The sequence below is a fragment of the Lentibacter sp. genome (assembly GCF_029254145.1).
In the GTDB taxonomy this organism is placed as follows: domain Bacteria; phylum Pseudomonadota; class Alphaproteobacteria; order Rhodobacterales; family Rhodobacteraceae; genus Lentibacter.
Genome location: NZ_JAQWYD010000002.1, coordinates 1 through 14,024 on the forward strand (window position 1 = coordinate 1; position 14,024 = coordinate 14,024).

The 14,024-nt window shown below is 49.9% G+C and carries 11 protein-coding genes, 1 pseudogene and 1 riboswitch; of the genes and pseudogenes, 1 reads left to right on the forward strand and 11 read right to left on the reverse strand.

The window, feature by feature from the left end; translation table 11 throughout:
• The 4 genes and pseudogenes from P8O11_RS00090 to P8O11_RS00105 form a co-directional block, all read right to left on the reverse strand.
• Positions 1 to 1,094 (reverse strand): annotated as a pseudogene (locus P8O11_RS00090) (pyruvate, phosphate dikinase); the annotation flags it as partial.
• 38 nt (positions 1,095 to 1,132) lie between these two features.
• On the reverse strand, positions 1,133 to 3,355 hold the full coding sequence (gene glyS / locus P8O11_RS00095; RefSeq protein ID WP_300290364.1) for a glycine--tRNA ligase subunit beta: 2,223 nt from the start codon (positions 3,353 to 3,355) through the stop codon (positions 1,133 to 1,135).
• Positions 3,356 to 3,373: 18 nt separating this feature from the next.
• Positions 3,374 to 3,892, reverse strand: coding sequence for a DUF6446 family protein (locus P8O11_RS00100; RefSeq protein ID WP_089888954.1), 519 nt, complete (start codon positions 3,890 to 3,892; stop codon positions 3,374 to 3,376).
• Positions 3,893 to 3,998: 106 nt separating this feature from the next.
• Entirely contained in the window at positions 3,999 to 4,928 is a 930-nt protein-coding gene (locus P8O11_RS00105) for a glycine--tRNA ligase subunit alpha (RefSeq protein WP_300290367.1), read from the reverse strand.
• 217 nt (positions 4,929 to 5,145) lie between these two features.
• On the opposite strand from P8O11_RS00105, the gene P8O11_RS00110 reads away from it, so the two are divergent.
• Positions 5,146 to 6,918, forward strand: a complete 1,773-nt coding sequence (locus P8O11_RS00110; RefSeq protein ID WP_300290369.1) for a serine protease — start codon at positions 5,146 to 5,148, stop codon at positions 6,916 to 6,918.
• 48 nt (positions 6,919 to 6,966) lie between these two features.
• Here the strand turns inward: P8O11_RS00110 and P8O11_RS00115 are convergent, their stop codons facing one another.
• The 7 genes from P8O11_RS00115 to ftsY all read right to left on the reverse strand — a co-directional run.
• Positions 6,967 to 8,415, reverse strand: a complete 1,449-nt coding sequence (locus tag P8O11_RS00115) for a TrkH family potassium uptake protein (RefSeq protein ID WP_300290371.1) — start codon at positions 8,413 to 8,415, stop codon at positions 6,967 to 6,969.
• A gap of 137 nt (positions 8,416 to 8,552) precedes the next feature.
• Positions 8,553 to 8,783 carry a hypothetical protein gene (locus P8O11_RS00120; RefSeq protein WP_300290373.1) on the reverse strand — a complete coding sequence of 77 codons (231 nt, stop codon included), beginning with the start codon at positions 8,781 to 8,783 and terminating at the stop codon, positions 8,553 to 8,555.
• A gap of 113 nt (positions 8,784 to 8,896) precedes the next feature.
• Positions 8,897 to 9,997: a GTP cyclohydrolase FolE2 gene (gene folE2, locus P8O11_RS00125; RefSeq protein ID WP_300290375.1), complete on the reverse strand. Its 1,101-nt coding sequence runs from the start codon at positions 9,995 to 9,997 to the stop codon at positions 8,897 to 8,899.
• 168 nt (positions 9,998 to 10,165) lie between these two features.
• A complete protein-coding gene (locus P8O11_RS00130; protein WP_300290377.1) occupies positions 10,166 to 11,347 on the reverse strand; it encodes an aminotransferase class V-fold PLP-dependent enzyme in 1,182 nt (393 codons plus the stop codon).
• Between the two features lie 45 nt (positions 11,348 to 11,392).
• A riboswitch (SAM riboswitch) is annotated at positions 11,393 to 11,469 on the reverse strand.
• 24 nt (positions 11,470 to 11,493) lie between these two features.
• Positions 11,494 to 12,102, reverse strand: coding sequence for an inner membrane-spanning protein YciB (locus P8O11_RS00135; RefSeq protein WP_300290379.1), 609 nt, complete (start codon positions 12,100 to 12,102; stop codon positions 11,494 to 11,496).
• Positions 12,103 to 12,110: 8 nt separating this feature from the next.
• A complete protein-coding gene (locus P8O11_RS00140) occupies positions 12,111 to 13,013 on the reverse strand; it encodes a DMT family transporter (protein WP_300290382.1) in 903 nt (300 codons plus the stop codon).
• Between the two features lie 4 nt (positions 13,014 to 13,017).
• On the reverse strand, positions 13,018 to 14,024 hold a 1,007-nt coding region (gene ftsY / locus P8O11_RS00145), incomplete at its 5' end, for a signal recognition particle-docking protein FtsY (protein WP_300290384.1).

A 14,024-nucleotide genomic window follows, 5' to 3' on the forward strand; every position in this document is an offset into this window, starting at 1 on the left:
CCTGTTGCGATACGGTCCCGTTTTGCATGAGGGTCAATCTGTCTGTGTAGCAGCTCGTTCAAAGCGCGTGGTTCGACGCGCAACAATGCTTCTTCGCGAGGAATGATCCTGTCATTTGCCAAGTCTACTGCGATACGGACGGCTGCACGCGCCGATCGAGAAATGCGTACGCCATCAAGCAGATGTACTTTACCGTTCTCAACAGCAAACTCAGCCTGCATTTCTTCACGCAGTTTTTCACGCATCAATGCAGTATAAGCCTTAAGTGCGGAAAATGCCTCAGGAGCAAGTTCCTCCAAGGAGGGTCCGCGTTCATCCACTTCCAGGAACAGCGCTGCAGCCCCCTTTTGTAGAGCATCACGCCCTTGGCTTTGTGACAGGTAGCGCCCAGTTATCTGAGCTTGCCCTGTAGCGGAATCTACGAGCTGGATAACACCAGACCCGCTTTCACCAGCCCCAATGCCAAAAACCATCTGCTGAACGACAAGACCCAACCCTGCATCAGCAGGAGCACCTTTTGCTTGGCGCAATAATCGCGCTGTGGTCCCTTCCCATGCCCGCGCCATAGAACGCAAGACGGCGGCAAGTTGCACAGAAGGCTCCTGCGGAAACGGCTCCTCAGCCTCATCTTCGTAGGCCTTTAGGGCGGCAGACAAGCCTTCTTGGCCATCAGCCTCAATCCCCTCAAACAAGTCAGGATCTAGCCTAGCAACATGTATCGCATAGGCTTGAACGAAGCGGAGATAGATTTGCGCAGCGGCCTCCGGCCCCAAAACATCACAAAACTCGACATATAGGGCGTCATTCATACCAATATTGAGGATTGCGCCAGGCCCACCCCAATCAGGATCTTCAGAAGACGGCCTCACACACAAAAGCGGGCTCTCACCAAAAGGTGCAAGCAATGTTGCCATTTCTGGTAATCGGCCTGCTGCAATTGCATGAACAGACTGGAACGACAAGGCAACAGTTCTCGGAACAGGCAAATCTAGCCTGACGAGACGCTGCAGACACTTTGCTCTTCCGCCGTGCGTTTTAGAGGCTATCGGCGCTGAAGCAGTGATCAGCGTAATATTTGCGTTATCTTTCTGCACTGCGGCACATTAACTCTAGTTCTCAAAGCAGCGCAAGCTTAGCCTTCAAGTTGGGCCAAATCTGCGACTTGTCCACATACACTTCTAATGCGGCTCAAGAGATTGAGCCTGTTACGCCTCAGCACTTCGTTTTCGACATTTATCTGTACCGCCTCAAAGAATGCATCAACTGGATGACGTAGCTCTGACATAGCAGCCATTGCGCCCGCATGATCCCCAAGAGCGAGAGACGCCGCAATGGCCTCTGCCGCCTGATCCAGGGCAGTAAACAGAACCTTTTCTTCGTCAGTCTCGGCATACTTGAAATCAGCACCATAGCTATACTCAACGCCATCCTTGAGTTCAGCTTGCTTCAAAATGTTATTCGCGCGTTTAAACCCTTGAACAAGGTTCGCCCCTTCTTCGGTATTCAGGACACGCTCCAAAGCTGTCGCTCGCTCGGCAATCAACCGCAGATCATCATTTTGAGGGTTAGCCAAACAGGCATCGATAACGTCATGCCGTATACCTTCATCTTTCAGATGCACCTTAAGGCGATCGTGAAAGAAACTCATCAAATCACACAACGTATCAGGTAAGTCTTGCCCCAACTGCTTGAAGTCGACACTGCCATCTCCTTTTCCCTCAATCACGCGATATGCCGCGTCAAAGGCACCATGTGTACCCATTTCCACGAGGACTTGACGCAAAAGATCCGTGTCATCAGAATTTGAGCTGCCTAAAATACCAATTTTGTGGCGTACCAGCTGTAATGAAACGAAGCGCTCTAATCTAAGCGAAAGGTAATTTTCACGCACCAATCGGATCACCCCAAGTGCTGCACGTCGAAGAGCAAACGGATCTTTTGAGCCAGTTGGCTTTTCAGAAACCGCCCAAAAGCCAGTCAAAGTATCGATCTTGTCCGCCAAAGCAACAATCACAGATAGAGGTGCACTCGGAACGTTGTCTGACGGCCCAAGAGGCGCATAATGCTCTTCAGCAACGGCAGAAATTTCATCAGATAATCCTGCGGCCTTTGCATAATAGCGCCCCATAAGGCCCTGCAATTCGGGAAATTCATAAACCATTTCTGAACTCAGATCCGCTTTGGCCAGCTTTGCTGATTTCTCTGCATTATCTTCATCAGCGCCAACAAATGGGGCTAGATCACGCGCCAATGCGGAAATGCGCTCAATTCGTTCGGCTTGAGATCCAAGCTTGTTGTGAAACGTTACATTGGACAGCTGAGCAGTCCACGTTTCGATACCATCTTTGGCGACGCGCAGGTCGTTCTCCCAAAAAAACTTCGCATCACTCAATCTAGCGGCCAACACCTTTTGATTGCCAGCAAGGATCGTTGCCCCATTGTCGGAAGTTCGTTTATTGGCGACCGTCACAAAACGTTCGATACGATTTGTTTTTGGATTCCTCACCGAGAAAAACTTTTGGTGTTCTTTCATCGAAGTCTGCAGAACCTCGGGTGGCAAATCTAGAAAAGTCTCATCAATACTACCCATCAAGACGACAGGCCACTCGACGAGACCAGCCACCTCCATCAATAATCCGTTGTCTTCAACAAGCTCTAGACCATTGGCAAATGCCTGATTGGTTGCGTCCTGCAAAATGTCGTCTGCGCGTTCTTTCGCGTTCAGCACTACAAAAGCACGCTTTAACTGCGCCTCATAATCATCAAAAGATGTCACTGAAAATCTCTTGGGAGCCATGAAGCGATGGCCTTCGGTTGTCGCTCCTGACTTTATTCCATCGATTTCAAAATCAATTACGCGGCTTCCCGCTTCATCTTCAAAAAGACAGATGATCGAGTGAAGCGGACGCACCCAACGCAAGCTACCGTCTCCCCAGCGCATCGACTTTGGCCAGGGAAAGTTACGGATCGTCGCCTCAAGTGTTTCGGCGATAATAGCTTCAGCAGCTCTTCCCTCTTTCTCGATCGTTGCAAAGTAAATCGCACCTTTAGGTGTCTCTCGCTCCTCAAGATCGCCTCGTGAGATTCCCGCTCCGCGCAGAAATCCCTCAATCGCTTTCTCTGGTGCTCCAACTTTTGGCCCTTTTCGCTCTTCGCGCACGGTTGGGCTCTCAGCAGAAACGCCCTCTACCGCGAGAGCCAAACGGCGTGGCGTGCTAAAAGCTTTTGCGCCGGAGTAAGTCAGGCCAGCTTCGACCAAACCATTTGTAACAAGAGTTTTAAGATTCTCCGCAGCCCCTGCTTGCATACGAGCAGGTATTTCTTCGGAAAAAAGTTCTATCAGCAGATTAGGCATGGACTGCTCTTTCTTATATCACGGTTTCTCGGGGCAGCCTTCAGGCACGGGTTTGCCATCAAAAACTTCAGCGCCACATTCATTTATTTGATGCCAAACAAAACCTCTTCCATCCGGCAAAATAGCCACAACGCGGTCTATGCCATACTCGATGTTCTGTTCTCCGAGGAAAGCCACGGCTTCTTCATTTTCGAGGGCCACGCCGACGGCCTTTGCATCAAAGCAATTAAACCAACTCGGGGCGAGCAGCGGTTCTGCGTTTTCATAATACTCATAGGTCTCACTCAACAGCGCTACACTTTGAGGTGTGGTGAAGCACGCACGATAGCGGATCGGAGAGCTTGTCGCTGTGATTGCCTCAAAGGCATCGTAGAGGATTGGCTCAGGTGTACCGCTCACCAGTGACGTAAGCATGACATCCGTCTCACCTTCAGGTACAATGCTCTCATAGTAGGCATAGACCTGCAGATAGTAGATCGCTGCGCCTGAAAGTAGTGCCAGCATCACAATTCCAATCACCAAAATTCGAGAAGCCATCAGCGCCAGTCCCATATGTTCAAATTAATTTGCGTCAACACCATTCTCTGCATAAACGCCCAAAAGGTACCTTCGAATTGAAAGCTTGGGAGAAAATCCAGCCGCATCACGCAACAAACCCTCCAGCTTCGGTCTGCACGAAAGCATCAGCACAAAGCTTTGCAAGGGCCCGAACACGGCCAATATAGGCTTGGCGTTCGGTTACGGAGATAACGCCGCGAGCATCTAATAGGTTGAACACATGGGAAGCCTTAATGCATTGATCATAAGCTGGATGCGCCATCAAAATACGCTTCCCTGTCTTAGGATCATCCACCTCTTGATCCAAAATGCGTTGGCACTCGATCTCCGCCTCTTCAAAGTGACGCAACAAAAGATCCGTGTCAGCAACATCAAAGTTCCAACGGCTATACTCTTGTTCTGTCTGCAGAAAAACGTCACCATAGCTCAGCGCTATGGGAGCATCAGGTGAATTATATGGCATATTCATGACATGCTCTACACCCAAGACGTACATGGCCAACCGCTCCAAACCATACGTCAATTCGCCTGAGACCGGATGACAGTCATGACCACCAACCTGTTGGAAATAGGTGAACTGAGAGACCTCCATCCCGTCGCACCAAACTTCCCAACCAAGCCCCCATGCGCCGAGCGTGGGGCTTTCCCAGTCATCCTCTACAAACCGGATATCATGCATCTCAACATCTATCCCGATTGCTTCAAGCGAGCCAAGATAAAGCGCCTGTAGGTTTGGTGGGCTTGGCTTAATGAGCACTTGGAACTGATAGTAATGCTGAAGTCGATTTGGGTTCTCCCCATAGCGACCATCCGTAGGGCGGCGAGAAGGCTGCACATAAGCGGCGGCCCATGGTTTTGAACCGAGAGACCTTAACGTCGTTGCCGGATGAAAAGTACCTGCACCAACCTCCATGTCATAGGGCTGCAAAATCGCACATCCTCGTTCAGCCCAATACGCCTGAAGTCGCAAGATGATTTCTTGGAAACTCCGCGGTTTGTCAGAAGTTTTAGCCATGGGTTCGCCTTTTCTCAGCGTTTTGCAAATTATTTGGCTCTACCTATGCCGCCCGCATGCTCAGGTCAATTAGCCGCCACGAACTCATCTGCTCACAAGCACCAAAAACAAAGAAAAACAGCCGTTAACGCGTTATTTGGGTGCACTGCGCTAAGAATTTGATAAAACATTGCAAGTCGCATTTGCGAGTTCAAAACAGGCGAGGAAATCTCATCACATGGTAAGGCTGTTAGTTTCAGTTTTTGTAGCGGTACATTTTTGGATCAATGAAGCTATTGCACAAGACCAAGAGGCCGTTTGGGTTCAGATAGAAGCGCAGCCAAGCTTAAGCAAGGCGCAAGAGCGCGTACGCGACTTCAGCAGCACACTACCCGATGTAAATGGGTTTGCCTTAGGTGGCGGCTGGTACGCAATTGCACTTGGCCCGTACACACCGAATGATGCAAGAGAGGTTCTTCGGGTATATCGTAGCGAAGGGCAAATCCCTCGCGATAGCTACATCGCTTATACAGCGAGCTTTCGGCAGCAGTTTTGGCCAGTTGGAGCAAACTTCTTGGAGACAATTCCAGACGAAGCTGTTTCTCAGGTGATCGCAACAGAAACCAGCGATCCAGCACAAGACAGCGAGCTAGCAGATGTGGCAACCGAACCTGAAATCGACGAGATCACACCAGATGAATCACTCGCCGAGGCTCGCGCCACTGAGGCAAAGCTAGGCCGTTTAGATCGGGAAAAGCTTCAACTCGCACTGCAATGGGCGGGCCTCTATGATGGCTCAATAGACGGGGCATTTGGGCGTGGCACTCGCAGCTCAATGGCCGCATGGCAAAGTGCGAACAACCACCAAACCACCGGTGTCTTGACCACGGCTCAACGCAATGAACTCTTCGCTCAATATAATGCAATCTTAAGCGAACTGGGCGTAAGTGTCATAGAAGACATTACCGCGGGTATCGCTATTAAGATACCAACGAAGGTAGTGAAACTTTCAAAATACAGCGCCCCTTTTGCACATTATGACAGCATTGGCGATATCAATGGACGAGTGCTTCTAATTAGCCAGCAAGGCGACAAGGATACTCTCTACGGCCTCTACGATATATTACAGACACTTGAAATTGTTCCGGAAAATGGTCCGCGCGAGCGCAAGGACAACTCTTTCATCCTCGTTGGTGAAGGCGCTACGTTCATTTCTCACACCCAGGTTTGGCTCGAAAACAAAGAGATCAAGGGCTTTACACTCGTTTGGCCGGCGGGAGATGAAGAGCGGCGCAGCCGTCTATTGGGCGAAATGCTGGATAGTTTCACACGCCTTGATGGCGCGATGGATGCATCAGAGGGAACAGATGACCAGAGTATCGACCTTGTTGCTGGCCTAGAGATTCGCAAGCCAAAGTTGTCACGATCAGGTTTTTTCCTGGATCAACAAGGTCATATTTTGACGACAAGCGAAGCGGTCACGGCCTGCTCACGCATAACAATTGAGAACGCATTTGAAGGCAAAGTGGTCGCCAATGATGCTGCGGCTGGTATAGCCATCCTTAAATCCATCGAGACTCTAAGCCCGACAGCAGTTGCGCTTCTTGCCGAAAGCGACGCCAATCTTCGAACAGAAGTCGCAGTGTCCGGGTTTAGCTATGAAGGTATGCTGGGGGCTCCAACACTTACATTCGGCCTATTAGGCGATGTGAAAGGCCTAAATGGAGAGCCCGACATTAGACGACTAGAGCTCAACGCCCTCTCAGGAGACGCTGGCGGGCCAGTCTTTGATGAAACCGGCGCAATCCTTGGCATGCTACTGCCATCCGCAGAGGACGGTCGTAAGCTACCAGAGCTTGTAAGTTTTGCAGTGGGTGCTGCAACCATACAACGCGTGGTTCAGACGGCAGGCTTGAAGATTAGCAACAGCATACGGACGGAGAAAATTGCTCCTGAGGATCTGACGGAAGAGGCTCAAGCACTAACCGTTTTGATAAGCTGTTGGGAATAGTCGCAAAAGGCAGAAATCGACAAAGGTAGATAGATCAACGGTCCAGTTTCAGCCTCGCCAAAACGCTGGAATAAGAAGAGCGTAAACAACCAAGAGCTCCAAGCGGCCAATCAGCATAGCAAATGTCAAAATGACTTTTGCAGCATCGTTGAGACTCGAATAGTTCCCCGCTGGTCCGATAATGTCGCCAAGGCCAGGGCCAATGTTTGCAACACTTGCAGCAGCTCCAGAAACCGAAGTGACAAAATCGAGTCCGGTGAAAGACAGAGCAACAGCTACTAGTCCCAAAGTGAGAATGAAAAACACAAAGAAACTCATAACAGAGTTGAGTACATCTTCGCCAATGGTGCGTCCGCTATATTTAGGCGTAAACACACCGTGTGGGGCCCTGATTTTCTTGATCTGAGAGGCGACTGAAGCAAATAGGATTTGGTATCTAAATATCTTTATCGAGCACGCCGTAGACCCAGCGCAGCCCCCAATCAAGCCTATAAAAAAGAAGACGGTAATAAGAAACGGACCCCAAGTCATGTAATCTACACTGGCATAGCCAGTGCCCGAGATAATCGACGTAATATTGAAAAGCGCCTCTCGAAAGGCTTGCTCCCAATGGTGGGGGAATATTTTAGTAAGCAAAAAACTCGTCATAATGACAAGCACCACAACAGTATAAAGAAAGCCACGCACCTGCACATCCATCAGTGGCGCGTTGTAGTTCCCATTTAGCATTTGAACGTAGCGAACAAATGGCAACGCCGAAAGGATCATGAAGACGGAAGCAGCATATTCAATTGGTCCAGAAAAGGCCCCGAAACTGGCGTCATAGTTTGCCATGCCGCCAGTCGAAACTGTTGTAAACGCATGGACAATCGCATCGAAGGGACTCATCCCTAGCAACAGATACGTCACGATACAGGCTACGGTAACCGACACATAAATTGCCGATATTTGAGAGGCTATCTGCGTTGCCCGCGGTAGAATTTTACCAAAGGTATCAAAAGACTCTGCGCGAAAAATCTGCATACCGCCAACACGTAGTTCTGGGAGAAATACCATCGCCACAACAATTATTCCGATGCCTCCCAGCCACTGCAAAATACCACGCCATAACAAAATGCCGCGAGGCATATCGTCGAGGCCCGTCATCACAGTCGCGCCAGTCGTAGTTAGGCCCGACATTGCTTCAAACATAGCATTGATAAATGAGAGCTCTGACCCGCCAATGATAAAGGGTAGTGCGCCAAAAACTGGCAGTGCGACCCAAACTCCCGTTGTAAGCAAAAACGTTTGCTGAATGCTCAGACGATCTTTGACCCCATTTTGACAGGATATAGAGACCAACCCTCCCACCAAAATAGTAATCACAGCACTTTCAGCAAACGCAGGCCAATGACCCCGCCCCTCGATGAGGTCGACTAGCATTGGAGCAAGCATTGTCAGCCCCAATGCGGCGACAAGCATTCCAATCACATATCCCACTGGGCGCAGATCAAACATGACGCGAAGGCTTGGCGGTAAGTCATGCGCCTGTCAAGCACATGCAAGCACTGACACAGCCGAATAATATACATCCATAGAAAGGCGACGGCTCTCGTAACAAGAGCCGTCGCCACATTCTAGCGGAGTAAGACCGCTTAACAGTAAAACAAACTGTTCAACACATGCAGCTCGATATTTTCTCGGCGCAACTTAAGCTCTTCGAGCTCTTCATCGCTCAAAGCGTGAAGAGCTGCAATGCGCAACCGATAGGGCTCAACGCGTTGAGCATCTAGTTTTTCCATCCAACGAACAAACCCGTCGCTAATACTGGAAAATCTTTGGAACAGGCCAAGGCCAGAAATCATATTGGTAGATGTTAGTGCCATTTGGAAACCTCATTGTGGTCGTGTGGTTTCCTCCCTCACTGATCAAAATAGGTCAGTATCACTCACCTTACCACTGTTGATCTTGCATAGCCAAAGCACGCTAGACGCATAGCTCATCCAACGTGGAATAAAGTAGAAAACAGTTTCGGATCAAGGCTTTCGCTCTCAAACAGCTCCCCCTCAGTCAAAACACTGACCGCATCATGGCTGTGAAGGCTTTCTTGGTGGCTCGCAATAACGCGGAAATCACCAACACGTTCATCTTGCTCTAGTCTTAGAGCAAAAAGACGTGCTGCGTCTTCCACAAAAATCGGATTCGCGGCATTAAGCTCTGCAAACGCTTGCTCATCTTCCCGCTTTACCATGACTTGTGTCTCAGTTGGTATAGCTGCGCGGCACATCTCGATAAGATCTTCAAACCAAAGGCAATCGCCTTGCGCTGCTTCTGCTGAGATACGTGCCACAGAGCGTTGGGAGTGCGGTGTTGCAAGCTGTCCACGCGTTTGGCGCGCATGCTCCGATAGCTCCAAGGAGCATGGACACGTAGAGGAGTAAACATAGTCTAGGTGCATAATTTTGCGTCGCACACCTTCAACTTCGATAAGTTCAAGCGCAAAATCATAATACTGATAGCCTTCAAGTCCAGAGCGCAAACTCGCCACTTTCATTGGGAAGGAAAAGCGCATCTGAATGCGGGCATCAAAGCTTTCTAAATCGGTTTTATAATCATCAAGAGCCGCTTCAATGATATCAAATGAGAAGGTTGAGGCAGAGTGTTTGTAGAAACTGCGCATAATGCGCGACATGTTGATTCCCTTTTTTCCGGCCTCTAGGCTCACCGTTCCAGTCACCGAAGTTTCCAATGTCAGATCGCCATTGTCTCGGGTGTGAAATTTAAGAGGCAAACGGAAATTAGAAATCCCGACGTGTTGGATGACTCTTGGTGCGCCTTTAATCAAGCTGGAGGGACCATTTTGAAGATCAGGAAGCGTCGCTTTATAAGCTTCGCTCACCTCAAACTCGTCGGGGTAGGCTCTTGCAAGTGCTGGATAATTCTGCACCTCACCTGTGGGTAGCAATCTAGAAATTACCGGATCGAGATCAGCAACTTCCTCTGGTGTTGCGCATTGAGCCCAAGCCCGCAAGCGTGCAAGAGCAGCTTTCGCTTCGGCACGATCTGGTGCGGCTATCATATGTCCTACCTGTTTGTTCATGGCCTAATCCCCCTTAGGGTCTGGTTGCAACCTAACTTAAGGTCAATACGAGGGCATTGCCAAGTCAGACCAAAAACAGTTCGCAAGCGTCATAGACCTAAGTTGGAAAGTCTCGCCAAATATTTGCGAAATAATAGAGTTCATTCCCTTCACCAAAACCGCTCGACATCAGCAGACGTCCAGAGCACCCAGAAGATCCGCAATAATATCATCCACTTCCTCGAGCCCAACAGAGAAGCGCACCAACCCATCTGATATACCAAGCAAGTCCTTCTGGCTTTGTGGAAGCCGCTGATGCGTTGTTGTCGCTGGATGGGTCGCTATAGACTTTGAGTCAGCAAAGTTATTAGAGATCGTCGCCACCTTGAGCGCATTCATCATAGCAAAACATGGTGTCCTACCACCAACAACTTCAAACGTTAAAACAGTACCCCCAGATTCAGCCTGTGAAAGCGCAAGCGACGATTGTGGATGAGAGGAATGTGTCGGATACCTCACCGAGGCCAACTTAGGATGCCCGCTCAGCGCCTCAGCTACTTTAAATGCCGCCGAAGCTTGTGCTCTCACGCGCAACTCCAACGTTTCGAGTGACTTGAGATGTGACCAAGCCGTAAACGGATTCATCGCACCGCCAGTGTGCTTCACATAGGTTTCAATTGGTCCGCGAATGAGCGCTTTGCTCCCACAGATGATCCCCCCCAGCATGCGACCTTGCCCATCAACATGTTTGGTCGTTGAAATGATGGCAATATCTGCCCCGCACTCCTTAGCGTAAGAAAAAACTGGTGTTGCCATAGCATCATCTACCAGCACAAGAGCGCCCTTCGCATGAGCAGTTTGACAAACATGGCGTAAGTCAATCACTTCAAGGGTCGGATTTGAAATGCTTTCCAAGAATACAAGGCGTGTTTCATCACGTATGGCCACGTCCCACGCAGCATTATCCGTGCCATCAACCAAAGTAATCTTGACACCGAAGCGTGCAAGAATATCCTCAAGCACATACAGACAAGATCCAAAAAGCGCGCGTGAAGCGACGACATGATCGCCAGCCTTCAAGAGCGCCATCAAAGCTCCGTTGACGGCAGCCATGCCTGAAGCGCAAGCAAAACCATCTTCATAGCCGAGATAGCCCGAAATGCGATCTTCGAACATACGTACTGTTGGGTTTCCATAGCGCGCATAGATGAACTCGTCGTCACCCGCTTTGACAAAGCGCGCCTCGGCGGCTTCAGCTGTTTCGTAGACAAAGCCCTGCGTCAGAAAAAGCGCTTCGCTCACCTCGCCATATTGCGAGCGGCGCGTTCCACCATGGACAAGTGCTGTTCGGCTTTTGTGATTGTTCGTCATCGGATCATGCCCCATTAAAAAAAGCCCCATCGGCCAAACCGAAGGAGCCCCCTCTTCTCGACCTTTTAGCAGAATATTTTAAGTGGCCCGCAATCTGGTAACAAATCGCCACTGAGAGCATTATTTATGTCTTCGCGTTGCAACGGTCAAGTTTGAGTATCCTCTTCAACGGCATATTCAGTAAACAGCTTCGTCTGGCTCATGAAGAAAACGAACATCGCACCGGTGTCACCAAATGTTTTAAAATAAACCCATGTCGTTTCGGACATGAACCGCCAGATTAGCTCATTAGCGAGAGCTGTAGCGAAGAGGAACCACATCAAGCGGCGCGTCAAGATCATCCACCCTTTGTCTTGAAGAGGCATCATACCCTCCATAACGTAGCGTAGGTAAGATTGGCCTCGCCATAGCCCAACACCAAGAATGCCCCCCATAAGACTAAAGAATATCGTAGGTTTAATCTTGAGAAACTTGGGATCATTTAGCCAAACGGTGAGCCCACCAAATACAATAACGAGCACCAACGTCATAATTTGCATCTTGGAAATATGACCGGTGAGCTTCCACCCGATGCCTGTCGTGAGTATGATGAGAGGCACAAAACCTGCTGTGACAAAGATAAACCCAGAATACTCGCGTCCTGCGACTGTGAAGGTATCGTCCTTGAACATGAGGTAGGCGATGAAGAAAGCAATCACAGGCCCTAGCTCAAGCGCTGTTTTTATAAACGGGTTGATTTCTCTTTTCTCTGCCATAAGCACTCCTATCCTCCCATTTCAACTATCACAGCACCCAAGGCAATCAATGCCATAAGCGCAATCCGGCGAGGGCCAACTGTTTCTTTCAAAGCCAGCCAACCGATAAGTGCAGCAAATACTGTTGATGTTTCCCGTAAGATCGCGGCTTCCCCAACGTTATCCAAACGAGTGGCCATCATGACTGAGCCGAAACTCGCAATAGCGACGAAAGCCCCAATAAGTCCACGCTGCATGAGTGGACCAAGCTCAGGCGGATGCCGCATAGATCGGTAACGAAAGTAGGCTAACCAGGGAAAGAAGAGCCCATCGATGAAGAAAAACCATGCCAGAAAGGTAAATGGGTTGGCAGTAGCCCGAATGCCATAAGCGTCCCATGTGGTGTAGAGTGCAACAAAAATCCCTGTGATCACGGCGAGCAGAAGGGCCAAATTTAGCGTGTCGCGTTCGGCAGTGACGTGACGCAAGTTGTAAACCGCGAGGCCGTATATCCCGACTAGAAGAGTCGCTACACCCGCCCATTGTGTCAAATTGAAGCGCTCACCAAAAAGGAAATAAGCGCCAATGACAGTGAAAAGTGGCCCTGTACCGCGCACGACAGGATAAACAACCGTGTATGCGCCTTTGGTGTAGGCCCAGCTCTGCATAAACTTATACGCCAGATGGATTACAAAAGCGGCCGCAAAAATGGACCACATATGCAGCTCGGGCCAAGGCACCACAAAAAAAGCAAACGGAGCCGCAATAGTCGCGTAGCAGAAATCAATCGCGCCACGAGTGAGCCATGGATCGTGGCGACCCTTTTGCAGCGCACCAAAAACCGCGTGTAGAAAAGCTGCCAACAATGCAAGCACGAGCGCAAGACTATGCCCCGCATCTGTGCCTTCAATTGAAATTAGCCAATTGCTCAAATTTCTACTCGGCAGTCAGGCCCGTCAGGGCCGCTGCAAAGTCTTCTGGATCAAATGGTGCTAAATCATCAAGCTGTTCGCCTACACCAATCGCATGAATTGGAAGGCCAAATTTGTCCGCGAGTGCAACCAAAACCCCGCCTTTGGCCGTTCCATCAAGTTTTGTCATCACAAGCCCTGTGACATTCGCGAGTTCTTGGAAGGTTTTGACTTGTGAGAGAGCATTCTGGCCCGTGGTAGCATCGAGCACCAACAGCGTGTTGTGTGGCGCACTAGGGTCTTTCTTGCGAATGACACGAACGATTTTGGCCAACTCTTCCATCAGATCGGAACGGTTCTGCAAACGTCCTGCGGTATCGATCATAAGAAGATCGGCCCCGTCTGCTTCAGCCTTTGTCATCGCGTCAAAAGCAAGCGAAGCAGGGTCCGACCCTTCAGGCGCCGTCAAAACAGGGACACCCGCACGATCTCCCCAAACTTGAAGCTGTTCAACAGCCGCTGCGCGAAAAGTATCTCCAGCTGCGATAACTACGTTCTTTCCCGCCGCCTTAAATTGGCTCGCCAGCTTACCAATTGTCGTCGTCTTTCCAGATCCGTTAACCCCAACCACGAGAACGACCTGGGGCTTCTTTTCATAGAGCGGCATCGGTTTTGCCACTTCAGACATGATCCGTGAAATCTCTTCGGCAAGCACTTGCTTTATTTCATGTGTCGATAGCTTTGTCCCCAACCGGCCCTCAGCCATGTTGGCGGTCACACGCAGAGCTGTATCAACTCCCATATCTGATGCAATGAGCAACTCTTCAAGCTGCTCAAGCATCTCGTCATCAAGTACCCGCCGTATTACTGTTTTTGACGTCTCTTTTCGCCCCAAAAGACGACCAATCAACCCCGGCTTTTGCACATTGGATGCGGCTTTATCAACGGAAGTGATTGGCTCTGGCTCTGGCTCTGGCTCTGGCTCTGGCTCTGGCTCTGGCTCTGGCTCTGGCTCTGGCTCTGGCTCTGGCT